This is a genomic window from Pseudomonas sp. MPB23, from assembly GCF_046605395.1.
In the GTDB taxonomy this organism is placed as follows: domain Bacteria; phylum Pseudomonadota; class Gammaproteobacteria; order Pseudomonadales; family Pseudomonadaceae; genus Aquipseudomonas.
Genome location: NZ_CP176771.1, coordinates 4,397,084 through 4,418,649, shown reverse-complemented (window position 1 = coordinate 4,418,649; position 21,566 = coordinate 4,397,084). Strand labels below are relative to the sequence as shown.

Below are 21,566 nucleotides of genomic sequence, written 5' to 3'. Positions count from 1 at the left end.
GAGCGCCGCCAGTGGTTTCATCTTCTCTTTTAATGTTTTCAGGAATGCCAATGTCTGCAACGCGTCGTCTTGATTTGCCCGCGATTGAACGCGCACTGCGTAAGGTGCAGGTCCGCTTTGGCGAACTCAGCCAGCACTTCACCGAGCCGCGCGATCCGCTGACCGACGAAGTGTTGCAGAACGTGGTCGAAGGCTACGCGTTGATCGACGACTACGTTGCGCGTGGCGTCGACCTGTTCGACCTTCAGCAACTGAACCTGATGCTTGAGATCAACGCCACCGTACTGTGCGGCCGCGACCCGGCCCGTCGGCAAGAGTTCGCGCAGCACCTTGCCGCCACCGAGGAGCACTTCTTCAACAACGTGGAAGGTGGCATCAAGGATTTGTACAACTGGTACTGCGCGTATCGCAGTGAGTCGATCTGGAAACGTGCGGCCGGCGTCTATGTGCGTATTCTCAGCAAGCCGCAATTGTTCATCGAAGGCAATAACCGCAGCGGATCGCTGATCGTCAGCTACTTGCTGATGCGCGCAGGGCTGCCGCCGTTCGTGCTGACGCTGGACAACGCCGAGGGCTATTTCAACCCATCCTCGGTCATTCGAAATTCCGCCAAACATGGCGTCAAGGCGCTCTACGAATTGCCCAAGATCAAGAAAAAATATGCAGCATTCCTGGAAGATAAGGCCCCAGACCCCACGGAATTTTTCCTGAGCGACACGCCGTTGCCCGTCTATCAGGGGGGCCATTGATGGGAAGGTACTCCATGCTCGACAAATGCCGGATGACCAGCGCTCGCGCCTGGCGATCCATGAGGTCCGTGATGAGGCCTCAGCGTATCCGCATCTCGTTCGATATCGACGACACCCTCGCGTGCCAACTGCACCATTGCGCCACCGAGCACAGCAGGTTGCCCGCGTTCGTTCATCGCTGGCTGGGCGAGCCGCTGCGCAGTGGCACCCGCTCCCTGGCCCGCGAGCTGCGCCGCCAGGGATGCAGTGTGTGGGTCTACACCTCGTCCGGTCGCACACCGTCCTACATCCGGCGCTGGCTGATGCTGTACGGCATTCGCGTCGACGGCGTGGTCAACAGCGTTCGCCACAAGCATGCGCTCACGGCGCGCGGGTTGACGAACACACCGTCGAAATTCCCGCCAGCGTTCGATATCGACTTGCATGTCGATGATTCCGAGGGCGTGCAGATCGAAGGCCACCACCACGGTTTTCGTGTGGTGGTCGTGCGTCCGGATGATGAGCAATGGGCGCAACGTGTCTTGGATGCCGTCGCGCATGTCCAGGCGCAGTTGGCTCGGCAGCAACCCCAACGGCACAAGATGCCCGTGCCCAGCTATCCGGGCATCCCGCTCAATGGATAAAACCCAGGGCGCGGCTGATGGCTCGGTCGCACCCTGGGGGCTTATGTCACTGGGCGTCTAACCCGCGAAGAAATTCGCCGTGCTGCAGCGTTGTCGAGAACATCGGCAGCGTGAAGTTTTCGGCGGCGTGTTGTTGTTCATCGGTGAAGGTGGCCGTGCAATCGGTCAAGGTCACCACGTTATAGCCCTTCTCATAACCCGATCGAACCGTGCCTTCGACACAGCAGTTGGTGAGAAACCCCGTCACCACCAGGTTCTGGATGCCGTTGTTGCGCAGCACAAGGTCCAGGCCCGTGGTGGCGAAACCATCCAGCCCGCGCTTGCCCTCAACGAGAATATCGCCGGCCTCTTGCGTGATCGCATCGCTGATCTGGGCGCCCCAACTGCCTGCGCGGAAGGCGCTGCCATCTGACACGCCTTTGAGAATCCCATAGTCGCGTTTCGTCAACTCCGGGTAACCCTCGGCGAACTGGATCGGTAAATGAATGATCTTCACGCCGAGCCGGCGCGCCTGTTGCACCGTGGTGGCGGTGTTGGCCAGCATATCGGACGCGTGCATGACATCTTTGACAGCGTCGTGGAACACGCCGCCGGGGGTGGTGAAATCGTTCTGGTATTCGATCAGGACAATGGCGGTGGTGAGGGGGTTCATGTTGCATCTCCGGTCAGTGGGGTGATCACGATTGCATCGTCCCAGCATAACCCTCATCACCGACATAGGGGCACTGAGCCTGCCCGGAAAATATCAGCGCCTGGCAATCGGTGGCTTGGTTTTCGAGGTCTCCGGTAGCGCACAGCGCTCGCTGCGACAGCGACGGCTGCCATCCGGGTGAGGCAACCATCCCAGATGGGGGCGCATGCGGCAGAACAGGCGATAACCTAAGGTGAACAACGGCCTGATCGGTCGCCAGGCCAATGGCGCGGCCCACTTGCCCAGCCCGGCTGCGCGCCAGCTCCACAGTGTGGCGTCCAGGCCTGTCACCCAACGGCCATCGTCGAAGCGGGCGTGCAATGAGTCTTGCATTTGCTCGAGACTGAAACCCAGTGCTCGGGCATCAAATTCATCGCGGCTGATATCAACCAGCACCAGACGGGTGAGCGGGGCATGTCGGCTCAGAATATTGACTTCGCGCGCGCAGAGAGGACAGTCACCGTCGAAGTACAGCGTGAGTGGCCAGTGTATTTTCTTGTGCATTTGAGCGCCGCGTGTATAGGGTGTGTTGCACGATAGGCTGAAAAAAACGGGCTGACAATGGGGGAGGGTTTTCCGATTTCGTGCGCTAGGCTGGTGACATTTCAGACGAGCAGCAGGAATTGTTCCACAGTTCGTTTTTGGTTTACGTGACAGTAGCGGGATTAAAAAAAGGATTTTTATCATGGGACAGAGATGGACTGCATTTACGGTACTGTTGATTGTTTGTTGGGGGCTGTTTGTGGGGCTTCTAATAGTCAGGCCCTTCGGGTAGCCGTTTTGATAGCAGAACGGTTCCCACGAGACTCGTTTTACACGCATGACCCGGTAAGGGCTTTCCAAGCCAATTCAAGCAGAACTCATCCACTTCCACCCACGAATTGCCAGGCGATTGTTTGCATCGAATGTGCTCTAAGCAAACGCCGTTTTTATCAACTCTGACGAAGTTGCGGAATTTAGCCGGTGTGGAGAAAATCAACTTAAGCCACTGCATGACGGTCACGTGGTTGATAGCTGTTTAGGTATGGCTTGATTTCAGGTAGGGACCAGTGAACTCAGTTTTTTTGGCGGGTATTACGCTGAGAGACTCCTACCGGCTCAGGATAGAGCCGTTGGCAATCCACTCATCCATTTGAAGGTGTGAAGCGCGCAATAGAGGTAAAAAAAATGGCCCGCGTACGGGCCTAAATGGAAATCTTCAAAGGCAGGGAGAAGACCTGCTCCCCGCCCTGGACCTACTGGTCGTTAAGCCGTTGTGTTGATTCGCGTGCCTACCGATCCAGAAGTCGCTTTGGGCTGTTCGACTTCGCCTGGTGTACTGCCGTCATGATCGCCGTCACTGTCTGCCTGTACGGTTGGGCGGACTTGAGGCCTGATTGCTGTAGGTTGAGGTGCTGTGACGTGTGTGGAGCCAGAGATTGCAGATGTCATGTTTATCCCCTTGAGAAACGATAGGTTGAGTTAATACTATCGACATGCCTTTTTAATGTTCAGGTCTTTTAGTTAAAAGCCGCGCTAATAAAAATAATTGAGAGAATTTCGCAGTCTTAAGTTTGGTTTGGCGTTTTAGCGCTAATGGGGGATGTGAAAAAATTGTGATGGTTTTGTGAGAATTGTCGAGTGAGTTTTATGGATTTTATATGGGGACGGTTTCTACGCTCGGCTCATCAGCAGAACAGTCCATCAGGATGTGCAGGCGTATATAGAGGGGGCTATAATCGGCAGAACTCCGATGCAGAAACGATAACGGTTTGTATCAGGTTTCCCCGGCAAACCGCTGATATCGTTAGTGCCCGAGTGCGGAATCCACTATTGGCGACGCTCATTACAAACATCGCGGGCATCCCTTTCTGAGTCGTTGCCCTGTTCAATGGGCTTTACTTACATCGTTTTGACCGATACCACTTCTACAAACCGGAATTTCTTTCTCGCTGCCTTGGTTGCTTCTTGCTCCGCAACTAGGGAACTCAGGGTGTCGGCCTCATGCACGATCTCGTGCATCGTGCCTTCAAATTCATTCCCCACGCGTAGCGTGACTCTCAGCCTGGGCGTGAAGCCTTTTGAGACTTTGTCTTTTTTCGCTGCTTTTACCGGCGGCGCTACCACGACCTCTGGAGCGATGTCCCGCACGGGGGCGGCAACGGCTGGCGCAGCAAGCTCAGGTTCGCCAAACAGCGCGCGACGCATTTCTTCTTCTGTCAGTGTCGAATTCATATCATTTCTCAGAAACGCGTAATTAATAATCTCGCGGAGTTTACCAGCATGATGGGCTGCTGTTGGCGACGGCAACCGCCTCTTTTTCATGACAGGCAGGAGCGAGCCATTGCTTGCCTGTCCTTGTACAGGATGTCGGAAATTTCCCGGCAGACAGTGTTGTCGCCGGACCGCAGGCGAGCCAGGTAGTTAACGATAGGCTGTCGTTGGCGCAGTTGTTCAAAATGGTCAACGAGACGTATGCTCGGAACGAGCATCTTATTCGGGTGCTCAGACTCACACCCTTTGAAGGACATGAGCATGGAAAAGCACTTCGGTAATTCAGGCCTATTCAAAGCTGCTTCGTATCACTGCAACACGCTCTTGGGCAGAGACATTGCTAGCTGGGAGCTGAAAAATACTGCGCTGAATACGAAGGAGTTTTTGATATGTCCAAAGAACTACTCGGAGTTTCTGCTCTAGGGTTGATGGTGATCGGTGAGTTTTGTGCAATCTACAGTGAGGTGGTCACCGCCAAGCTCGCCCAAACAGGGAGTGGGTCGTGGGAAGGGTTTGTACTTCCCGTCGCGCTGATGTGTTTTGCAGGACTTTGCCTGCTGGGTGCGTATTGGCTGGGGTACGTTGCTGTCGGTGATATCTGGATCGTCACCGTGGTTTCAGTCACCTCTTTATTGCTTCTTGAACCCGTGGTGGTCTGGTCACTGTTTCATGAAGCACCGGGGCGAGGCGCACTCATTGGGTTCGTCTTGGGAGCCTTGGGGATGCTTTCCACTGTGCTGCTTTAAACTCAGCCTGCTGACCCAGCAATCAAATGCTGGGTCAGTTGAGCGAAGGTTAGTGTCCGAACCTCAGCATTAAAGGCAATGGTGCGTACCGCTGGTACGTTAGCTTGGATCAAGCCACCCGCAGGTGTCTTCGTCGATGTCCATGGTGAGTTGGTTCAAATAGGGCATCCGAGATCGCTTCGATAGCGGCGTCGCGGAATGCGTTCTTTTCTACGGACATAGGAATACCTCGCCCGCGGTTTACCGGCAGGTATGTAGGGAGATTGGGGCCGGCGCGAACCTAGTCAACTGCATCTGCAAGCTCCACGTATTTGATGGTGAGGGCGCCGCGCGGGTCGGTTTGGCCTTCGCGCATACCGGCAACCGAGAAGGCCTGGCACGAGGTGCCGCCGACCAGCACGTCCGGCGCCGGGATCTTGCCGGCCAGCACCAGGGCGGCCAACTTGGTCATGTCGCCGTGGTTCGGCACGTCGGGGTAGTGGTGTGCCTGGGGGATCTTTATTGCTCCTGGGATCATGTTTCTCTGCAGTGCATGGAATCCCGAAGCTCGCGATAAGCGTTGATAGCCTCGCCGTCCGGCGCTGTTCATCGATATGGGGTATTACGGGTGACCGGCATGGAGCCGGATCAAGGAGCCTGAAATGGACGGAAAACCTTCCAAAAAATTGATCGCAGAGCAAAGCGGCCTGACCGAAGCAGAGGTCGGGACGTACTTAACAGCTCTCGAAATGCAGGCCGATGGAAGCTGGATGGTTTACTTCGGCGTTGAAGTTGCTCAGTTTCCAGATGCCAACAAGAAAATTGATGCATCCCGAACACTGTTGATTCCAAGCTGGCTCGCCAAGCACTGGGTAGACCGAGATATTGGCTAGGGCGGCGCCCTCCGTTACCGGATTCAGCGAGAAAGATTCTTGTTTGAAGGTCGCTGCAATAAACTAAACGCATTCTTAATAGGGAGCATTGCTGCAATGGAACTGAAGTTGCCTAGCAAAAACATACGCATAGTAGGCTGCGCCGGGGTGATCGCTGGCGCGGCCATCATCGCCACCAACTCAGAAGGTTTCATGCATACCGTTGGTGTTGGCATTTTTGCAGGGGGGCTCTTTTTGCTGGTGCTTCCTTTCTTCGGTGCGAGCGGTCGCAAGTAACCGGATGCAGCGAGTAGGGTGGGTTATTCGTCGTGGCAGATGCGCAGCGATTCGTGGGCATAGGCGCGTTGCAACTTTACCGACACGTTTTCGCTGATGGTTATTTCGTGTCGCGGCGGCGCGAGGAACTACGCTGATCCCGCCGGGCCGAGGCCGTGCAGGTGGTGAATCACCAAGGTCATGGCCTCGCCCTGTTCCTCGATGCCGTGCCAGGCCATCAGGTCAGCCAAAGCCTGGCGGGTTCCGGCCATGGTGTGGAGTCGCAATTCTTCCTCGCCGCGAGTCTTTCGTCTCGCCGCAGCCTTTGCCGATCGTTCTTTCTGCGCTGCAGCCATGGCCTACCTCTTCTATTCCGCTGGCTGGCAGTGCGAGCCAGGTTTGACGTTTGCGTTGCTGGAAGCGGGCTATGCGGCGCATGAATCGACCTTCACCTGGTGCCACACGCCGACGGCGTTGAACACGTGGGCGGCTTGCTCTTCGGTCAAAGACACATCGGCGGGAATGGCGATCCCAGCCTGAGGCAATCAGGTCTTTGTAGGCGGTCTTGATAACGTCAGTCAGATGCTCGGCCAGGTACTGGCGCCTGGGGCGCAATCTCAACTGACTTGCGGTACTCGCCGCCGTCCCCTGCATCGCCACGTGGTTGGTGGTCAACAGCGAGCGGCACGAGCGGGCAATGCGCGCCTTGAGGTTGTGCGGCTTGCGCTTGCTCATAGCGCCTCCTACGCTCGGCTCTTCTGATCGGAGGCTTGCGGCGCTTGAGGATGGTTTCGGGATCGATCTTCGCGGAACGCTTCGGCGGCAGCGGGTTGCGTGGTGGGCTTGGCAGTTGGGCGATGGCGCCGCCCGAGGCCTGGAACTGCGCAGTCTGTTCCGATATTGGGTCGGCGTGTTGGCGTTGCTGCTCGACGAGGCTGAGGTGGTTGCTGATCATGCTGGCCTCACTTGATGCGGATGGAACTGTCGCCGCGGTCAAGGTGCGCCCAGTCCGGTTCGGGGATAAGTTAGTGTTCCGCCTCTTCTCCGGCGGCCATACGCTTGCGCACCGCCTCGTTGTGATCGCGGATTTCCTTGAGCTTGGCGGCAACGGCCTTTTTGTCCGGGGTGATGCTTGATTTCACAGGCGTCAATTCGTCTGGCACTGCATCTTCGTTGATCTACGATCACTCGTTTACCGCCCTAGGCCAGGCGTGTGAGCCGTCAATGAGGGAGTTGTGTTCGTTCGGCAGGACGCCGGGGAGGGAGGGCGGAGCAGCAGTGTGTAAAATTGCGGAGCGCAAACTATAAAGGCCTGCACGAAGTTAATCATGCAAGCCCTTGATATCTATGGTGCCCGAACCCGGAATCGAACCGGGACGCCCTTACAGGCGGGGGATTTTAAGTCCCATGCGTCTACCAGTTTCGCCATTCGGGCGGTAGCGCGGTGTAACAGGGTTGGGAATATATAGACCCGAGCGCTTCGACGCAAGGTCGGAGGGCAGCTTTCTTGCGCCTGTTACCGAACGAAAAAGCTCGGTAGATCAGTGATCTACACAGGGTTTTAGAGGCGACTCGGAGGAGGGCGGCAGCACGGTGCCAGGATTCATAAACGACAGCCCTGGCGCGATACCGGTACAAGCCCGGCCTAATAAGCACCTTCGACCGCGCTGGCCCCGCTGACAATCGCAATGCCTGAGCTGCTGCCCAAACGTGTTGCGCCCGCTTCGATCATCGCCCGGGCGGTCGCCAGGTCCCTCACGCCGCCCGAGGCCTTCACGCCGATGACCGGGCCGACCACTTCGCGCATCAGCCGCACATCGGCCAGTGTGGCGCCGCCAGGGCCGAAGCCGGTGGAGGTCTTGACGAACGCAACGTTCAATTCCCGGCAGATCACGCAGGCCTGGGTCTTCTGTTCGTCATTGAGCAAACCGGTTTCCAGGATGACCTTCAAGGGCACATCGCCACAGGCTTCGAGGACTTGGGCGATATCGTCGCGCACCGGGTCGAGCAGCCCATCCTTCAGCCAGCCGATATTCAGCACCATGTCGATTTCCCGCGCGCCAGCCTGGATGGCGAGTTGCGCTTCACACGCTTTGGCTCGGCTGAGGCCGGCGCCCAGCGGAAAGCCGACCACGGCGCACACCAGGGACGCCGTGCCATCCAGGCATTCAACCGCCAGCGGGACGTTGGCGCTGTTGACGCATACCGACTTGAATCCGTACGCCCGGGCTTCCTCGCACAATTGGCGAATGCTTGCCTGGGAGGCGTCGGCGGCCAGCAGTGTGTGGTCGATATAGGCGGCGAGGGACGAAATAGCTGATGGCATGGCGAGTGTCCTGTGGGGGAAGTGGGTGCTGAGGAAAGCCTGTTTGTGATAAGTTGGAGGCATTAAATGTTAAATAAATAACATTGTAAATGGGTTTTGTGAGCCTCGTTATCATTCGGCCACATCAATCAGGGGTGAGTACGCGGTGGATTCAAAGAAAAGCGCACGATTCAAAGCCATGCACAAAGCGTTGCAGGGAGAGGCGGCGGTGCACCTGCGGGACATGGCGGCGCTGCTGGGCGTATCGGAAATGACCGTGCGCCGTGACCTCATGGATAACGCCCAAGGCCTGCGTCTGTTAGGCGGGCATGTGACGCGCAGCGGTGCCCCGGAGCCGGATTACCAAGTGGCCGAAGAAGACCAACGCAACATCGCCGAGAAGCGCCGGATCGGCGTTTTGGCCGCCAGCCTGGTGCGTCCGGGAGACACGATCTTCATCGATTGCGGCACCACCACACCTTTTATCATCGACGCCTTGCCCGATGATCTGGAGTTCACCGCGCTGTGCAACTCCCTCAATGTGCTGCTCAAACTCCAGCAAAAGCCGCGCTGCACGGTGATTTTGTGTGGCGGCATGCTGGACCGCCGCAACCTGGTGTTCGAGAGCCGCGCCGAGGCCGGGATCATCGACGGTATCCGCGTGGCCTGGGCCTTTATCTCGGCAGCCGGCGTCAGTGCGACCCATGGTGTGACCTGTTACAACCTCAACGAAGTCGACATGAAACGCCGGGTGATGGCGCGCGCGCAGACCTGCGTGCTGGTGGCCGACCACACCAAATTCGAGCAGGTGCGTGCGGCGCATTTCGCCGAGCTGGCGGATTTTCAACGGGTGATCAGCGATGACGGCCTGTCGCTGGCGCAGCAGCAGATCATCAAGAAGGGCGGTGCCGTGCTGGTGATGTAACTTTTTTATCGAATGTTTGGATTATAACAAAATCGCCTTGACACCCTCCGGCACAAGGCATAGTTTTTCAAATGTGATTGCGGTTCACATTTGTGAGCACGACCTCCCAGAAGGTCGCGCCCAATCCAGACAACAATAAAAATAGGAATCACCATGCTACAGATAGCCCGTAAACCCGTTCGTGTGCTGTCCCTCGCACTGGCTGTCGCGACCTCGGTACTGGCGCTGAATGCCCAGGCCAAGGATCTGAAGATCGGTTTCAGCCAGGTCACCCTCCAATCACCGTTCTATGTGCAGTTGCGCGATGGCGCCAAGGCCGCCGCCGCCCGAGATGGCGACGAGCTGATCTTCCTCGACGCCAACGGCGATATCAGCAAACAGAACAACGATATCCAGGACCTGCTGACCCGCAAGGTCGACATCCTCATCATCAACGCCGCGAACCCCGACGCCGTCGGCGCCTCCCTCGATGCGGCGAAGCGCGCCAACGTGCCGGTGATTGCTGTCGACCGCGCCATCAATGCCCCAGTCGCCGCCACCATTGGCCGCAACAACGCCAAGATGGGCGAGCTGTCCGGCAAGGCGCTGGTGGCGGCGCTCAAGCACAAGGGCGTGGTCAACGGCAAGATCATCGAGATCCAGGGCGACGCCGGCGGCACCGTAATGCAGGAGCGGCGCAAAGGCTTCCACACCGCGTTGGCCGGTACCGATTTCAAGATCATCGAAGGCCCCTATAGCGAGTACATGCGTGCCAATGCGGTCACGGCGATGCAGGACTTGCTGCAGGCGCACCCCGATCTCAAGGCAGTGATCGCGCATAACGACGACATGGCCATGGGCGCGCTGCAAGTGCTCAACGAAAGTGGCAAGAAAAACGTGCTGGTGGCCGGTGTCGATGGCTTATCCGAAGCGATCAACGCCATCCAGAACGGTGACCAGTACGTGGCCACCGCCCTCAACGATCCGCGCTACCTGGGCGAAGTCGCGATTGAAGCCGCGCGCGGCCTGGCCACCGGCAAGACCATCCCGGCCTTTGTCGATGCCGGCACCCAAGTCGTCACCCAGGCCAATGCGGCCGAGGTCAAGCACGACGCCACCTTTGGCGAATACCGTCCCGGCGCACTCTGAAGCGCTGCCCGCTCAATTGCCTACTCAACAGGGGAATCCACTGTGAAAGCTGCCGTCATGTACAAACCGGGTGATATCCGGGTCGAAGATGTTCCAAAACCTGAAGTCAAAGCCGGCCATGCGCTGGTGCGCGTCGCGGCCTGCGGCGTGTGTGGCTCGGATATCCCGCGCATGCTGAGCAAGGGCGCCCATGTGATGCCGCTGATCTGCGGGCATGAATTCGCCGGGTTTATCGAAGCGATCGGCACTGGCGTCGAGGGCTACGCCATCGGCGAGTTGGTGACTGTGCCGCCGATGATCCCGGACGTGACCAGCGATCAATACGCCCGTGGTTTCCCTTCGCGCTCCGAGCAGTACGACTACTTCGGCAGCCGCCGCGACGGCGCGTATGCCGAGTTCGTCAACGTGCCCTTGAGCAACTTGATCAAAGTGCCGGCCGGTATGGACCCGGTTGCCGCGTCCCTGGTGGACCCGGCGGCGATCGCCCTGCACGCCATCTGGAAGGCCGACTTCAAGGCCGGGCAGAGCGGGGCGGTGGTGGGCTGCGGGCCGATCGGGCTGTTTGTGATTCAGTGGCTGCGCATCATGGGCGCCAAGGACATCGTCGCCATCGACATCGCCGAAGAAAAACTCGCCATGGCCCGCCAGGCCGGCGCCACCCATACGTTGCTCAGTGGCGCGTCGGACGCCGAGTTGCCGCGCTGCCAACTGGTGATCGAAGCCGCCGGCCATCCCACTTCCATCAACCAAGCCGTGCAGTTGACCAAGGCCGGCGGGCACGTGGTGTTTATCGGTATTCCCACCGGCGAAGTGCCGATCAGCACCGCGACGTTCTCGCACTTTCTGCGCCAGGAAATCTCCTTGCACGGCGCCTGGAACTCATTCTCCGCGCCGTTCCCCGGTGATGAATGGACCGCTTCCATCGACAAGCTGGCCTCGGGCGAATTGCAGTGGCAGTTCATGATCACCCATGACTTGCCGCTCGATGAGTTGCCTTCGATGTTCAAGCGTTACGCGGACCGCAGTGAAGTGGCCGCCAAGGTCATTTTCCGCCCCTGAACGGCGGCCTAGGCTGTGATTTGCCCAGCCCTGCAACGCGAACCGTTGCAGGGCCAAAAACAAAAAGCGTCGGCGGCATAAGACGCAGGAGGACTACCGATGACCTTGTTGTTGGGACTGGATTTCGGAACAGGTGGGGTGCGCGCCGGTTTGTATGACCTGCACAGCCACAAACTGGTGCAGGTGGCCGAGGCGCCCTACGCCACGCAATATCCGCAATTGGGCTGGGCCGAACAGGCGCCCGGCGACTGGTGGACGGCGCTGGGCAAGGCCTGCCGGCAATTGTTGGCCCAGGCCGGGCACCCGCAGGTGGCGGCGGTGTGCGTTGCGACCACCGCGTCGACCGTGGTGGCGGCCCAGGCCGACGGCCAACCCCTGGCTCCGGCCTTGTTATGGATGGATTGCCGCGCCGCCGTGGAGTCGGCACGCACCGCACTGGTCAGCCATCCGATGATGAATCAGGGCGGCGATGCCGTGGAATGGCTGGTGCCCAAGGCCATGTGGCTGGCCGAGCATGAGCCCGAGGTGTATCGGCGCGCGACGCGTATCTGCGAAGCGGTGGACTGGGTCAACTACCAACTGACCGGACGCTGGGTCGCCTCTCAGCTCAATGCCAGTTGCAAGTGGAACTACGACACCGTGCAGCAGCGTTTCCCCGTGGAGTTGTACGCGGAGCTGGGTGTCCCGGATTTGGCGGAAAAACTGCCGCCGGAAGTGATCAAGGTCGGCGGGCGTATCGGCCCATTGACCGCTGACGCCGCCAGTCACCTGGGCCTGAGCCGCGACACAGTGGTCGCCCAAGGCGGCATCGACGCCCATATGGCCATGCTCAGCGCCGGCACCACGGGCGCCGGTGAACTGCTGTTTATCGGCGGCACCTCGGTGGTGCAACTGATGCACACCCCCAAGCGTATCGACGTGCCCGGCATCTGGGGGCCTTACCCCGGCGCCTTGCTCGACGGCCAATGGCTGATGGAAGGCGGGCAAGTCTCGGCCGGCTCGATCCTCAACTGGCTGGCGCAAAAGATGTTCGGCCTGGACGATGTCGGCCACCAACAGTTGATTCGCCAGGCCGCCGCGCTGCAACCGGGCTCCACCGGTTTGCTGGTGCTCGACTACTGGATGGGCAACCGCACCCCGTACCGCTCGCCGGACATGCGCGGGGCGATCATGGGCCTGTCGCTCAATCACGATCGCCACGATCTGTACCGCGCGTCGGTAGAGGCCATCGCCCTGGGCTCGGCGAATATCTTCCACACCTGGCGCTCCGAAGGCATCGAGATCACCCGCGTGGTCGCCGCCGGCGGTTTCCAGAAAAACCCGCTGTGGTTGCAGGCCACGGTCGACGCCACCGGCGTGCCGTTTGAAATGATGCCCCACGACAACCTCACCCTGATCGGTTCCGCCGCAGCCGCCGCCTGCGCGTTGGGTGAGTTCAGCGACTTGCAGCAGGCCGCTACGGCGTTCACCACCGTGGGCCGCCTGATCGAGCCCGACCCTTATGCCCATGCGCAATACATCGAATTGCTCGGGCGTTACCGCGCCGCCACCGACAGCGTCGCCCCCATCATTTGCAAACCGCCGGCGAACCGTGTGCTCGGCGTAAGGCCGGCAGCATGAGCGCCGAATCGCTGTCACCCAGGCTGGTGGGAGATTCCCAGCGCGATGACTTGATGGTGCAGGTTGCCAAGCTGTACTACGAGCTGGAAAAGACCCAGAGCGAAATCTCCAGGGAGACCGGCCTGACTCGCTGGCAAGTCAGCCGCCTGTTGCGCGAAGCCCGGGACTGCGGGGTGGTGCGCATTGATATCGTTGCCCATTCGGCGCGCGTGCCGGCGCTGGAAGTGGCGCTGCAAAAGCGCTTCGGCCTGCGCGAAGCCCTGGTGCTGGAGGTCGAGGACGATGACGCACTGAACGTGGTCACCCAGGCTGCCGCGCATTACCTGTGCAACCTGCAACCGATGCCCGCGCTGATCGGTGTGTCGTGGGGACGGACCCTGACCAAGATGGCCCAGTGGCTGGTGCCGCGCTGGAACGAAGGGGTCAATGTGGTGCTGCTCAACGGGGCGATCAACACCCGCTCGATGGGTGAGCCCAGCCATAACGTCGCCGAGCGTTTCGCCCAGGCGGCACGCGGCCAGGCCACGTTGCTGCCGGTGCCGGCGATCCTCGGCCACGTCCATACCCGCGAGGCACTGGAGCAGGACCCGGTCATCGCCCAGGTCATGCGCCTGGGCGAGCAAGCGCCGGTCGCCTGTTTCAGTCTGGGGGAGCTGTCCGACCATTCGGTGCTGATGGAGTCCGGCTATATCGACCGTCCGTTGCTGCTGGAGCTGGAACGGCTCGGCGCGGTGGGCGACATCATGGGCCGCTTTATCGGCATGGACGGCGAACCGGTGTTGCCCGAACTGGATGCGCGCACCCTGGGCCTGCGTTTGTCCGCCCTGCGTGACAAGGCCTGGTCGATCGCGGTGTGCGTCGGTGCCCACAAGCACCGCATCGTGCACGCCAGCGTCAAGGCCGGTTACGTCAACGTGCTGGCGACCGATGCCAACACCGCCCGCTATTTGCTGGAGCAGGATCATGAATGAATGGGCGCTGGAAATTCAGCATGTCAGCAAACGGTTTCCGCCGAATGTGATTGCCCTCACCGACGCCTCCCTCGATGTGCGTCCCGGTGAAGTGCACTGCCTGCTCGGCGCCAATGGCGCGGGCAAGAGCACCCTGTTGAAAATCGTCGCCGGCGCCCACCGCCCGGATGGCGGCGCGATGTTCATCGGCGGTGAAAAGGTCGAGCTGAAGAATCCGCAACAGGCGCGCCAGGCCGGGATCGCGATGATCTATCAGGAGCTGGACCTGATCCCGCAGATGACCGTCGAAGAAAACCTGATGCTCGGTTACGCGCCACGCCGCTTCGGCATGATCGACCGCCGCAAGCGCAGTGCGTTGGCCAAGGCCGCGTTGTTGCGGGTGGGGGCGGGGTTCGCCAGTACCGATCGCGTGGGCAGCCTGTCGATTGCCAACCAGCAATTGGCGGCAATCGCACGGGCGCTGACCTGCGAAGCCAAGGTGGTGGTGATGGACGAACCCTCCGCCGCGCTGAATGAGACCGAACTCAAGCAGGTGTTCCAGGTGATTCGCGAGATCACCGCCGCCGGTGTCGCCGTGCTGTACGTGAGCCATCGGTTGAACGAGATCCGCGAGATCGGTGACCGGGTCACGGTGTTGCGCGCCGGGCGCACCTTGCAGACCCATGAACTGGCACAGATCGACGACCAGGCGCTGGTCGCGGCGGTGGTCGGCGAGCATCGCGATTTGCTCGAGCGCAGCCCGCGCCAGGCGCCACGTGAGGCGTTGGCCCTGAACATACGTCGCCTGCAGGGCGCCCAAGGCCTGGATGTGCGCGAGTTGCAGGTGCGCCAGGGGGAAATCGTCGGCCTGGCGGGGCTCAACGGCGCCGGGCGCAGCACCTTGCTCAAGGCCTTGTTCGGTGTGGGGCGCAATGACAGCGATGTCGAGCTGTTCGGCGAACCTTACCGCCCGCTGACGTCCCGCCAGGCGATTCGCCAGGGCGTCGGCCTGGTCCCGGAAAACCGCAAGACCGAAGGCCTGCTGCTGGACGCGTCGATCTACCGCAACGCGTGCCTGGTGCATGCGCGGCACCTGCGCTGGTTTTCCCATCGCCAGGCCAAGGACCGTGCGGGTCCGGTGTTGCAACGCCTGCACACCAAGCTCGATAACCTCGAGCAACCGGTGCGCCAGCTCTCTGGCGGCAATCAGCAAAAGGTGGTCATGGCCAAATGGGTGATCGACGGCGCACGTCTGTTGCTGCTCGATGAGCCAAGCCGTGGCCTGGACGTGGGCGCCAAGGCCGACCTGTACGCCCTGGCTCGCAGTCTGGCGCAGGAAGGCGCGGCGGTGCTGGTGGCCAGCAGTGAACTGGATGAGTTGTACGTCAATTGTGACCGCATCTGGGTCATGCACGAGGGGCGCAACGCGGTGTGTTTCGACCCGTTGAGTGCCAGTCGCGACCAGATCGACCAGGCCATCCTTATTGGACGAAGAGTGTAGAACCATGACTATTGCCAGCAATCCGACTCCCGTGTTCGACAACCCCGTGGCCCTTGCGCCCAGCCGCCGCATCGCCGTGCTGGAATGGGTGATGCGCTACAACTTCGTGTTTATCTTTCTGTTCGCCGTAGTCGTGGCGACATTCCTGTCCGATGACTTCCTGACGTTCGGTAACATCGCCAACCTGTTCCAGCAGGGGGCAATCGTCGGAATCGTGGCCATCGGCATGACCTTCGTCATCCTGACGGCGAATATCGATTTGTCCGTCGGCAGCCTGTGCGCTTTCGGCGGCATCCTGGTGGCGGTGCTGTTGCAGCAGCAGGTCAGCGGCTGGCTGGCGGTGCCGGCGACGTTGCTGGTGGGCCTGGCGATCGGCACCTTGATGGGCAGCCTGACGGTGTTCGGCAAGGTGCCGAGTTTCATCATCACCCTGGCCGGCCTGGTGTCGTTGCGCGGCGCGACCTTTCTGGCCTCCGATGGCGCACCGATGGGTGGCTTGCCGGCGAGCTTTACCGGCTTCGGCTCGTCGATGATCGACATCCTGCCGAGCGCCGGCATTGTATTCCCGGTGCTGGGCCTGATCTTTATCCTGATCACCCTCATTGCCTGGCTGGTGCTGCGCTACACGGTGTTTGGCGAGTACGTGCTCGCCACCGGCGGTAATCTGGAAGCCGCGCGCTTGTCTGGCGTGCCGGTGCGCGTGGTGACCATCGCAGTGTTCGCCATTTGCGGTGGGCTGGCGGCGTTTGCCGGTCTGCTGATGACCTCGCGCCTGCATGTCGGGCAACCCACCGCCGCCCAGGGCCTGGAGCTGGATGCCATCGCTGCGGTGGTGCTGGGTGGCACCAGCCTGTTCGGCGGGCGCGGCAGCGTGGTGGGCACGGCGGTGGCGGTGATGCTGCTGCAGGTGCTGCGCAATATCTTCAATTTGCTCGGCTTGGGCTCGTTCTATCAGATGGCGATCACGGGCGTGATCATTGTGCTGGCGATCCTGCTCAACCGCCTGATCGATCATTACGCTGGCCGTACTTGAGGATTTCGACCCATGAGCGCACCCCGCATCAAAGCCGTGATCTTCGATATGGATGGCCTGTTGCTCGACACGGAGGGCATCTACACCCAGGTCACTCAGATGATTTCCGACCGTTACGGTGGCCGCGCGTTTGACTGGCACTTCAAGCAGAACACCATTGGCCTGGGGGCATATGACCTGGCGAGTTACATCGTGCGTTCGCTGGAGTTGCCGATCAGCCCCGAGGCGTTTCTGGAACTGCGCACCCCGCTGATGAATGAGTGCTTCCCCTTTGCTGCCGCGATGGCGGGGGCCGAGGCGCTGGTGCGGCACTTGTCTGCCAAGGGCATTCCGATTGCAGTGGGCACCAGTTCGTCGCGGCATTATTTCGAGCTGAAAATCAGCCAGCACCGGGAATGGTTTGCGCTGTTCGACACGGTGGTCACCGCCGATGACCCACAGGTGGGCGCGGCCAAGCCGGCACCGGATATCTTTCTGGTGGCCGCCCGGCGCCTGGGGGTGAACCCGGCCGATTGCCTGGTATTCGAGGACTCGCCGTTTGGCATCAGTGCGGCGAAAGCGGCGGGCATGTACGCCGTGGCGATCCCTGATCCGGCGATGAGTGAGGATAAATTCCGCCACGCCGACCATCGCTTGCTCAGCCTGGAAGCGTTTGACTTGAAGGCCTGGGGGTTGCCCGACTACCCACAGGACGCTGCGACACACGGTCGGCCATAGCCGTGGATGCGGGTGTAAGGTAGGGCGCGCAACGCTAGGAAATCTCAGGAAAGCGAGGTGACTATGAGCGCTCCAATGCTGAACAAGCTGCATCTGAATGGCTATCACATCGTGCAGGTCAACTACGGGCCATGGCGGGTGTGTACGCCCCGGGACCGGCTGGCGTCGTTCAATTCCCGCGAACAGGCGCTGGCCTACGCTGCCACGTTGCCGGGTTATCGGGCCCGCAACAGGCCGGTATCCAATGATGCTTGACTGAATACCCAGAAGCCCCGGTTTTGCCGGGGCTTCTGGGTGTCTGGCTTACACGAAAGGCTGGCCGCTGAAACCCCGTGGCAAGCGCTGCAGACCGGCTAGGGCGGTCAGGCGTTGCGTCCACGCGCTGTGCCAATCTGCGGCGGTATGGGTCTTGGCGTTGCGAGAGGCACGGCGTGCGGCGTTGCGCTGGGTACGGCGCGCGTCCTTGTAGGCTTCGGTGTTACGGCAGGTACGGCATTTGACCCGGTTCAGCTCGGTGCTGGACGGTAGGTTGGTGCCGTGGTGACCACAGGCTAGATGCCCGGCGACTTTGAAGTGAATGACCATGTCAGCGTCTCCTTCTTATAGGGTACGCACATCGGTAAACCCACAATGCGCGCGGCGAGGGCGGGCGGTGAAACATCCCGGCCCCTGAAGTTACGACCCCGCGCAGGGTGGGACGTTCGTTTATGGCACCCGAACGAATAGAGCGCGTGGTTAGTCGATCAGCGCCAGCAGATCCGTATCTCCTACATCCACGCCTGCCTGGGTCAACAACGTGGTGACCTGGCCGCGGTGGTGGGTCTGGTGATTGAAAAAGTGCACGAGCAAGCTGAAAAACGGCTTGTCCGCCGCGACGCCACGCATGTTGTGGTAGTGCAGGCGGTGGTCGAGGTCGCTGTCCCTCAGGCTGTGGGCCCAAGCGATGATCAGTTCGTCCAGCCAGATGCGCCGGGCGTGCAGTGCCTCCAGCTCGGCGAAGGCCAGTTGATTGAGGTCGCGGGGCGTGTCGATGGCGTTCAGTGGCGCCAGCACGGGATCGGCGGCGGGGTGCAGGGCAAAGCGTTTGAGCCAGACCGTATCGCCCAGGACCAGGTGATTCAGCGTGCCGAGGATAGAACCGAAGAATGCCTGGCGGTCTTCCACCAGCGCGGCATGGCTCAGGCTGGCGGCCGCGTCATAGACCTTGCGGTTCATCCACTGGTTGTAGCTCGCCATCAATGCGATCTGCTCGATACGGTTCACGTGGGTTGCCTCTTATGCGGGGGACTCATTCTAAGGCTGTGCCCGCCAAGCGGTCATGGTGTTCCAGCGGCGGCGGACTATGTTTATTTAACGCGACCACTGCGCCCCAGGGAGGGTGACACCATGAACACCAGCGATCTACTCGAACAACTGCTGCGCGGCGCCGGACAGTCCGGTGGCGCCACCTCGGGCGGTGGCCTTGGCGGCCTGCTGGGCGGTTTGTTGAACGGCAGCCGTACCGGCAATGCTTCGAGCGGCGGCGGTCTGGGCGGGTTGTTGGGTGGCCTGCTCGGCGGTGCGGCGGCTACACGCTCGGTGCCGGGGCGTTCCGGTGGGATGAACTATGCGGCGTTGGCGTCTCTGGGAATGATGGCTTTCCAGGCGTATCAGGCCTGGCAAAGTCAGCAGGCGACCCAACCCCAGCAAGCCTTTCAGACCGTGGACCAGCTCGCCGGCCCCGAAGCCGAAGCCCACAGTCATGCGGTATTGCGCGCGATGATCGCCGCGGCCAAGGCCGATGGCCGCATCGATGAAAAAGAACAGCAGATGATCTCCACCGAACTGGGGCGGCATACCGACGACCCGCAGTTGCAACAGTGGCTCGACACTGAAGTCGCCAAGCCCCTGGATGCGGCGGATTTCGCCGAATTTGCCGGGGACCCGGCGGTGGCGGCCGAGGTTTACCTGGCCAGTGTGATGCTGGTGGACGATCAGCAGGATGTGGAGCGCAATTACCTGGACGACCTGGCGGGGCAGCTACAACTCGATCCGCAGTTGCAACTGCATCTGGAGCAACAGGCCAAGGCCTAGAACCTGCGTGTCATCTGTTCAGGAAACGGGGTGCATGTCTCAGTTCATATGCCTTGCGCGGCAAGAACGGCCAGATAAATCAATACCGCCCCGCACGCGCCGTAACTGATGCGTTGCCACCCCGGCGATGCGTTCTGGCGCAGCAGGTTGACCAGCGCCGCCGTCAAAAAGCACGACAGCACCGACGCCAGCATGAAGCCGGCAAAAAACATCAGTGTTTGCCCATGGCTGGGCGTGGCGCCGACGATGCCGGACAACGCACTGCCCAGCGCGCCCCAGTAGACGATGTTCTTCGGGTTGGCCAACGAAATTGCCGCGCCTACCGCCAGCGCATTCTGGTTGGAGCTGGCCGGTGCGCTTTCCGATTCGGGCAGGTGCCAGGCGTCGATCAGGCTGCGCAGGCCCAGCCAGGCCAGGTACAGCGCACAGACCACCGTCAGCGGTATGCGCACCGCATCGTGCTGGATCAACAACGCGAGGCCGGTCAGACCGATCACGGCCCACACCGCGTCGCCCACCAGCGAGCCGACCTGCACCAGCAAGGCCGGCCGGAACCCGTGCTGCAAGCCACGGCGCAGGGTTTCTGCCAGCACCGCGCCGGGTGACAGGCAAAACACAAAACCGAATACCAGCGCGTAAAAGAAGATCGTCAGCATGCCTGCGTTCCTTCAAAAGAGGACGGCAGTGTGCGGGCGCTCAGGTGGGCTGTCTTGAACCAGATTGCGCTGTTCAGGGTTTCAACACGCTTTGGTAGCGCCCCGGTGTCATGCCGTAGGCCGCGCGAAAATGCCGGTTGAGGTGGCTCTGGTCGGCAAACCCCAGGTCATGGGCCACCTCGCTGGCAGCCACGCCCTTGCGCAACAAGCCCTTGGCACGCCGGGTACGCAATTGCATGGCCCATTGCCGAGGACTGAGCCCGGTTTCTTTCTGGAAGGTGCGCAGCAGATGAAACTTGGACAACCCCAGCTCGTCGCCCAGCCGGTCAAGCGGCAGTGCTTGCTGCAGGTGTTCGGCGAGCAATTCCTGGGCGCGGCCGATCAGGCCTTTGCCGGTGGCCGCACTGCCGGGCAGGCGCACGCCGCTGAGGCTGACCACTTCTGCGAGTAACAGGACCAGGGCGTCTTCGTTCAAGCCGCGTACCAGGCCATCGCGGCTGAGCGCGCCCTGCACCGCAGCCGCCAGGCGTTGCGCGAGCACCGGTTGAAAGCACAGCGCGCGATCGAACTCCATATGCGCCAGCCCCAGGTCGGTGGCCAATTGCTCGGCGGTCACGTACAGGCTCACGAACTGCCACGGCGCACCATCCGCCGCGCCGCCGCCCTGAATCTGCCCGGGGTTGTACAGGGTGATGGAGCCCGGCCCGGCCGCGAATTCGCGGCGGTCCAGCCACACCTTCTCTTCGCCCACCAGGTTCACGCCGATCACGCATTCGTCATGGCTGTGGCGGGCAAAGGTCAGGCCGGTGCAGGTGGTGCTGCTGATTTCATAATGGCCCAGCCAGGCGTGTTGCAAGGCGCTCATCGAGTTGGCTCGTCGATTGGAAAGGCGCCCAGCATACGTGGCTAGCCCGTGTGTCGAACAGCCTGCAGCCCCGCGATACGCTCCAGTTCAGCCTTGAGTTGCAGTGGGGTGAGCTGGGAAAAAGGCAGTGCGAAGAAGGCTCGGCAGCGGGTGGCGATGGTCTCCAGCGTGGCATCGAAGGCGGCCTGGACACGGGCTTCGTCGCCCTCGACGTCCGACGGGTCCTCCAGCCCCCAGTGCGCCTTCGTCGCCGGCCCGAAATACACCGGGCAGGCTTCACCGGCGGCTTTGTCGCACACCGTGATGACCACATCCGGCGGGCTGCCTTCAAAGGCCTCGTTGCCCTTGCTGTAAAGCCCCTCGGTGCTGATTCCCGCCGCCTGCAACGTGCTCAGGCTGCGGGGCAGGACCTGGCCCTTGGGGAAACTGCCGGAGCTGACCGCCTGGAACCCCGGTGGCGCCAGGTGGTTGAACATTGCTTCGGACAAAATGCTGCGGCAACTGTTGGCGGTACACATGAACAAGACTTTCATTGCAGGTTTCCT

The 21,566-nt window shown here is 60.9% G+C and carries 25 protein-coding genes, 1 tRNA gene and 3 pseudogenes; 15 read left to right on the top strand and 14 right to left on the bottom strand.

Annotated features, from left to right (window positions below):
* Window positions 1–50 precede the first annotated feature (50 nt).
* Window positions 51–749 carry a hypothetical protein gene (locus ACLH0J_RS19945; RefSeq protein ID WP_411388663.1) on the top strand — a complete coding sequence of 233 codons (699 nt, stop codon included), beginning with the start codon at window positions 51–53 and terminating at the stop codon, window positions 747–749.
* A complete protein-coding gene (locus ACLH0J_RS19940; protein WP_411388662.1) occupies window positions 749–1,372 on the top strand; it encodes a hypothetical protein in 624 nt (207 codons plus the stop codon). Before ACLH0J_RS19945 ends, ACLH0J_RS19940 begins: the two co-directional genes overlap by 1 nt.
* A gap of 46 nt (window positions 1,373–1,418) precedes the next feature.
* On the opposite strand, the gene ACLH0J_RS19935 is transcribed toward ACLH0J_RS19940, so the two are convergent.
* The 3 genes from ACLH0J_RS19935 to ACLH0J_RS19925 form a co-directional block, all read right to left on the bottom strand.
* Window positions 1,419–2,024: a cysteine hydrolase family protein gene (locus ACLH0J_RS19935; RefSeq protein WP_411388661.1), complete on the bottom strand. Its 606-nt coding sequence runs from the start codon at window positions 2,022–2,024 to the stop codon at window positions 1,419–1,421.
* 93 nt (window positions 2,025–2,117) lie between these two features.
* Window positions 2,118–2,567, bottom strand: a complete 450-nt coding sequence (locus ACLH0J_RS19930) for a thiol-disulfide oxidoreductase DCC family protein (protein ID WP_411388660.1) — start codon at window positions 2,565–2,567, stop codon at window positions 2,118–2,120.
* Window positions 2,568–3,944: 1,377 nt separating this feature from the next.
* Window positions 3,945–4,277 (bottom strand): hypothetical protein, encoded by a 333-nt coding sequence (locus tag ACLH0J_RS19925; protein ID WP_411388659.1) that lies wholly within the window; start codon window positions 4,275–4,277, stop codon window positions 3,945–3,947.
* Window positions 4,278–4,744: 467 nt separating this feature from the next.
* On the opposite strand from ACLH0J_RS19925, the gene ACLH0J_RS19920 reads away from it, so the two are divergent.
* Entirely contained in the window at window positions 4,745–5,062 is a 318-nt protein-coding gene (locus ACLH0J_RS19920; protein ID WP_411392864.1) for a hypothetical protein, read from the top strand.
* A gap of 283 nt (window positions 5,063–5,345) precedes the next feature.
* On the opposite strand, the pseudogene ACLH0J_RS19915 reads toward ACLH0J_RS19920, so the two are convergent.
* Window positions 5,346–5,651: pseudogene (locus ACLH0J_RS19915) on the bottom strand (DNA cytosine methyltransferase); the annotation flags it as partial.
* Window positions 5,652–5,703: 52 nt separating this feature from the next.
* Here ACLH0J_RS19915 and ACLH0J_RS19910 point away from each other — a divergent pair.
* Window positions 5,704–5,934, top strand: a complete 231-nt coding sequence (locus tag ACLH0J_RS19910; RefSeq protein ID WP_411388658.1) for a hypothetical protein — start codon at window positions 5,704–5,706, stop codon at window positions 5,932–5,934.
* Window positions 5,935–6,030: 96 nt separating this feature from the next.
* The gene (locus ACLH0J_RS19905; protein WP_411388657.1) at window positions 6,031–6,210 is read left to right on the top strand and encodes a hypothetical protein; all 180 of its coding nucleotides are present in this window, start codon (window positions 6,031–6,033) and stop codon (window positions 6,208–6,210) included.
* Window positions 6,211–6,233: 23 nt separating this feature from the next.
* Here ACLH0J_RS19905 and ACLH0J_RS19900 read toward each other — a convergent pair.
* From ACLH0J_RS19900 to deoC, 5 genes and pseudogenes are all read right to left on the bottom strand, one after another.
* A pseudogene (locus tag ACLH0J_RS19900) lies at window positions 6,234–6,545 on the bottom strand (hypothetical protein).
* 218 nt (window positions 6,546–6,763) lie between these two features.
* Entirely contained in the window at window positions 6,764–7,144 is a 381-nt protein-coding gene (locus ACLH0J_RS19895; protein ID WP_411388656.1) for a hypothetical protein, read from the bottom strand.
* Between the two features lie 7 nt (window positions 7,145–7,151).
* Window positions 7,152–7,389 (bottom strand): annotated as a pseudogene (locus tag ACLH0J_RS19890) (hypothetical protein); the annotation flags it as partial.
* A 148-nt stretch (window positions 7,390–7,537) separates the two neighbouring features.
* Window positions 7,538–7,624, bottom strand: a tRNA-Leu gene (locus ACLH0J_RS19885).
* 210 nt (window positions 7,625–7,834) lie between these two features.
* Window positions 7,835–8,515: a deoxyribose-phosphate aldolase gene (deoC, locus tag ACLH0J_RS19880; RefSeq protein WP_411388655.1), complete on the bottom strand. Its 681-nt coding sequence runs from the start codon at window positions 8,513–8,515 to the stop codon at window positions 7,835–7,837.
* Between the two features lie 145 nt (window positions 8,516–8,660).
* On the opposite strand from deoC, the gene deoR reads away from it, so the two are divergent.
* From deoR to ACLH0J_RS19835, 9 genes are all read left to right on the top strand, one after another.
* Entirely contained in the window at window positions 8,661–9,419 is a 759-nt protein-coding gene (gene deoR / locus ACLH0J_RS19875; protein WP_411388654.1) for a DNA-binding transcriptional repressor DeoR, read from the top strand.
* A 153-nt stretch (window positions 9,420–9,572) separates the two neighbouring features.
* Window positions 9,573–10,547, top strand: a complete 975-nt coding sequence (locus tag ACLH0J_RS19870) for a substrate-binding domain-containing protein (RefSeq protein WP_411388653.1) — start codon at window positions 9,573–9,575, stop codon at window positions 10,545–10,547.
* Window positions 10,548–10,589: 42 nt separating this feature from the next.
* On the top strand, window positions 10,590–11,606 hold the full coding sequence (locus ACLH0J_RS19865) for a galactitol-1-phosphate 5-dehydrogenase (RefSeq protein WP_411388652.1): 1,017 nt from the start codon (window positions 10,590–10,592) through the stop codon (window positions 11,604–11,606).
* 99 nt (window positions 11,607–11,705) lie between these two features.
* The gene (locus tag ACLH0J_RS19860; RefSeq protein ID WP_411388651.1) at window positions 11,706–13,226 is read left to right on the top strand and encodes an FGGY-family carbohydrate kinase; all 1,521 of its coding nucleotides are present in this window, start codon (window positions 11,706–11,708) and stop codon (window positions 13,224–13,226) included.
* Entirely contained in the window at window positions 13,223–14,197 is a 975-nt protein-coding gene (locus tag ACLH0J_RS19855) for a sugar-binding transcriptional regulator (RefSeq protein WP_411388650.1), read from the top strand. Before ACLH0J_RS19860 ends, ACLH0J_RS19855 begins: the two co-directional genes overlap by 4 nt.
* Window positions 14,190–15,677: a sugar ABC transporter ATP-binding protein gene (locus ACLH0J_RS19850; protein WP_411388649.1), complete on the top strand. Its 1,488-nt coding sequence runs from the start codon at window positions 14,190–14,192 to the stop codon at window positions 15,675–15,677. The genes ACLH0J_RS19855 and ACLH0J_RS19850 overlap by 8 nt, the downstream gene beginning before the upstream one ends.
* Before the next feature lie 4 nt (window positions 15,678–15,681).
* Window positions 15,682–16,710 carry an ABC transporter permease gene (locus ACLH0J_RS19845; protein ID WP_411388648.1) on the top strand — a complete coding sequence of 343 codons (1,029 nt, stop codon included), beginning with the start codon at window positions 15,682–15,684 and terminating at the stop codon, window positions 16,708–16,710.
* Between the two features lie 12 nt (window positions 16,711–16,722).
* Complete coding sequence (locus tag ACLH0J_RS19840) at window positions 16,723–17,427, top strand: HAD-IA family hydrolase (protein ID WP_411388647.1); 705 nt, start codon at window positions 16,723–16,725, stop codon at window positions 17,425–17,427.
* A gap of 63 nt (window positions 17,428–17,490) precedes the next feature.
* A complete protein-coding gene (locus ACLH0J_RS19835; protein ID WP_411388646.1) occupies window positions 17,491–17,682 on the top strand; it encodes a DUF2188 domain-containing protein in 192 nt (63 codons plus the stop codon).
* 48 nt (window positions 17,683–17,730) lie between these two features.
* Here the strand turns inward: ACLH0J_RS19835 and ACLH0J_RS19830 are convergent, their stop codons facing one another.
* Together ACLH0J_RS19830 and ACLH0J_RS19825 are read right to left on the bottom strand one after the other, a co-directional pair.
* Window positions 17,731–18,012: a hypothetical protein gene (locus ACLH0J_RS19830; RefSeq protein WP_411388645.1), complete on the bottom strand. Its 282-nt coding sequence runs from the start codon at window positions 18,010–18,012 to the stop codon at window positions 17,731–17,733.
* A 150-nt stretch (window positions 18,013–18,162) separates the two neighbouring features.
* Window positions 18,163–18,690, bottom strand: a complete 528-nt coding sequence (locus tag ACLH0J_RS19825; protein ID WP_411388644.1) for a DinB family protein — start codon at window positions 18,688–18,690, stop codon at window positions 18,163–18,165.
* 123 nt (window positions 18,691–18,813) lie between these two features.
* Here ACLH0J_RS19825 and ACLH0J_RS19820 point away from each other — a divergent pair, with 123 nt between their 5' ends.
* On the top strand, window positions 18,814–19,500 hold the full coding sequence (locus ACLH0J_RS19820) for a tellurite resistance TerB family protein (RefSeq protein WP_411388643.1): 687 nt from the start codon (window positions 18,814–18,816) through the stop codon (window positions 19,498–19,500).
* A gap of 44 nt (window positions 19,501–19,544) precedes the next feature.
* On the opposite strand, the gene ACLH0J_RS19815 is transcribed toward ACLH0J_RS19820, so the two are convergent.
* The 3 genes from ACLH0J_RS19815 to ACLH0J_RS19805 form a co-directional block, all read right to left on the bottom strand.
* Window positions 19,545–20,156: a LysE family transporter gene (locus ACLH0J_RS19815; RefSeq protein WP_411388642.1), complete on the bottom strand. Its 612-nt coding sequence runs from the start codon at window positions 20,154–20,156 to the stop codon at window positions 19,545–19,547.
* A 73-nt stretch (window positions 20,157–20,229) separates the two neighbouring features.
* A complete protein-coding gene (locus tag ACLH0J_RS19810; RefSeq protein WP_411388641.1) occupies window positions 20,230–21,021 on the bottom strand; it encodes an AraC family transcriptional regulator in 792 nt (263 codons plus the stop codon).
* A gap of 41 nt (window positions 21,022–21,062) precedes the next feature.
* On the bottom strand, window positions 21,063–21,554 hold the full coding sequence (locus tag ACLH0J_RS19805; RefSeq protein ID WP_411388640.1) for an arsenate reductase ArsC: 492 nt from the start codon (window positions 21,552–21,554) through the stop codon (window positions 21,063–21,065).
* Between the last annotated feature and the right edge of the window lie 12 nt (window positions 21,555–21,566).

Bases quoted from the DNA above. Each gene is read 5' to 3' on its own strand.
- ACLH0J_RS19945 (WP_411388663.1), top strand. From the start codon at position 51: ATGTCTGCAACGCGTCGTCTTGATTTGCCCGCGATTGAACGCGCACTG.
- ACLH0J_RS19940 (WP_411388662.1), top strand. From the start codon at position 749: ATGGGAAGGTACTCCATGCTCGACAAATGCCGGATGACCAGCGCTCGC.
- ACLH0J_RS19935 (WP_411388661.1), bottom strand. From the start codon at position 2,024: ATGAACCCCCTCACCACCGCCATTGTCCTGATCGAATACCAGAACGAT.
- ACLH0J_RS19930 (WP_411388660.1), bottom strand. From the start codon at position 2,567: ATGCACAAGAAAATACACTGGCCACTCACGCTGTACTTCGACGGTGAC.
- ACLH0J_RS19925 (WP_411388659.1), bottom strand. From the start codon at position 4,277: ATGAATTCGACACTGACAGAAGAAGAAATGCGTCGCGCGCTGTTTGGC.
- ACLH0J_RS19920 (WP_411392864.1), top strand. From the start codon at position 4,745: ATGGTGATCGGTGAGTTTTGTGCAATCTACAGTGAGGTGGTCACCGCC.
- ACLH0J_RS19910 (WP_411388658.1), top strand. From the start codon at position 5,704: ATGGACGGAAAACCTTCCAAAAAATTGATCGCAGAGCAAAGCGGCCTG.
- ACLH0J_RS19905 (WP_411388657.1), top strand. From the start codon at position 6,031: ATGGAACTGAAGTTGCCTAGCAAAAACATACGCATAGTAGGCTGCGCC.
- ACLH0J_RS19895 (WP_411388656.1), bottom strand. From the start codon at position 7,144: ATGATCAGCAACCACCTCAGCCTCGTCGAGCAGCAACGCCAACACGCC.
- deoC (WP_411388655.1), bottom strand. From the start codon at position 8,515: ATGCCATCAGCTATTTCGTCCCTCGCCGCCTATATCGACCACACACTG.
- ACLH0J_RS19870 (WP_411388653.1), top strand. From the start codon at position 9,573: ATGCTACAGATAGCCCGTAAACCCGTTCGTGTGCTGTCCCTCGCACTG.
- ACLH0J_RS19860 (WP_411388651.1), top strand. From the start codon at position 11,706: ATGACCTTGTTGTTGGGACTGGATTTCGGAACAGGTGGGGTGCGCGCC.
- ACLH0J_RS19855 (WP_411388650.1), top strand. From the start codon at position 13,223: ATGAGCGCCGAATCGCTGTCACCCAGGCTGGTGGGAGATTCCCAGCGC.
- ACLH0J_RS19850 (WP_411388649.1), top strand. From the start codon at position 14,190: ATGAATGAATGGGCGCTGGAAATTCAGCATGTCAGCAAACGGTTTCCG.
- ACLH0J_RS19845 (WP_411388648.1), top strand. From the start codon at position 15,682: ATGACTATTGCCAGCAATCCGACTCCCGTGTTCGACAACCCCGTGGCC.
- ACLH0J_RS19840 (WP_411388647.1), top strand. From the start codon at position 16,723: ATGAGCGCACCCCGCATCAAAGCCGTGATCTTCGATATGGATGGCCTG.
- ACLH0J_RS19835 (WP_411388646.1), top strand. From the start codon at position 17,491: ATGAGCGCTCCAATGCTGAACAAGCTGCATCTGAATGGCTATCACATC.
- ACLH0J_RS19830 (WP_411388645.1), bottom strand. From the start codon at position 18,012: ATGGTCATTCACTTCAAAGTCGCCGGGCATCTAGCCTGTGGTCACCAC.
- ACLH0J_RS19820 (WP_411388643.1), top strand. From the start codon at position 18,814: ATGAACACCAGCGATCTACTCGAACAACTGCTGCGCGGCGCCGGACAG.
- ACLH0J_RS19815 (WP_411388642.1), bottom strand. From the start codon at position 20,156: ATGCTGACGATCTTCTTTTACGCGCTGGTATTCGGTTTTGTGTTTTGC.
- ACLH0J_RS19810 (WP_411388641.1), bottom strand. From the start codon at position 21,021: ATGAGCGCCTTGCAACACGCCTGGCTGGGCCATTATGAAATCAGCAGC.
- ACLH0J_RS19805 (WP_411388640.1), bottom strand. From the start codon at position 21,554: ATGAAAGTCTTGTTCATGTGTACCGCCAACAGTTGCCGCAGCATTTTG.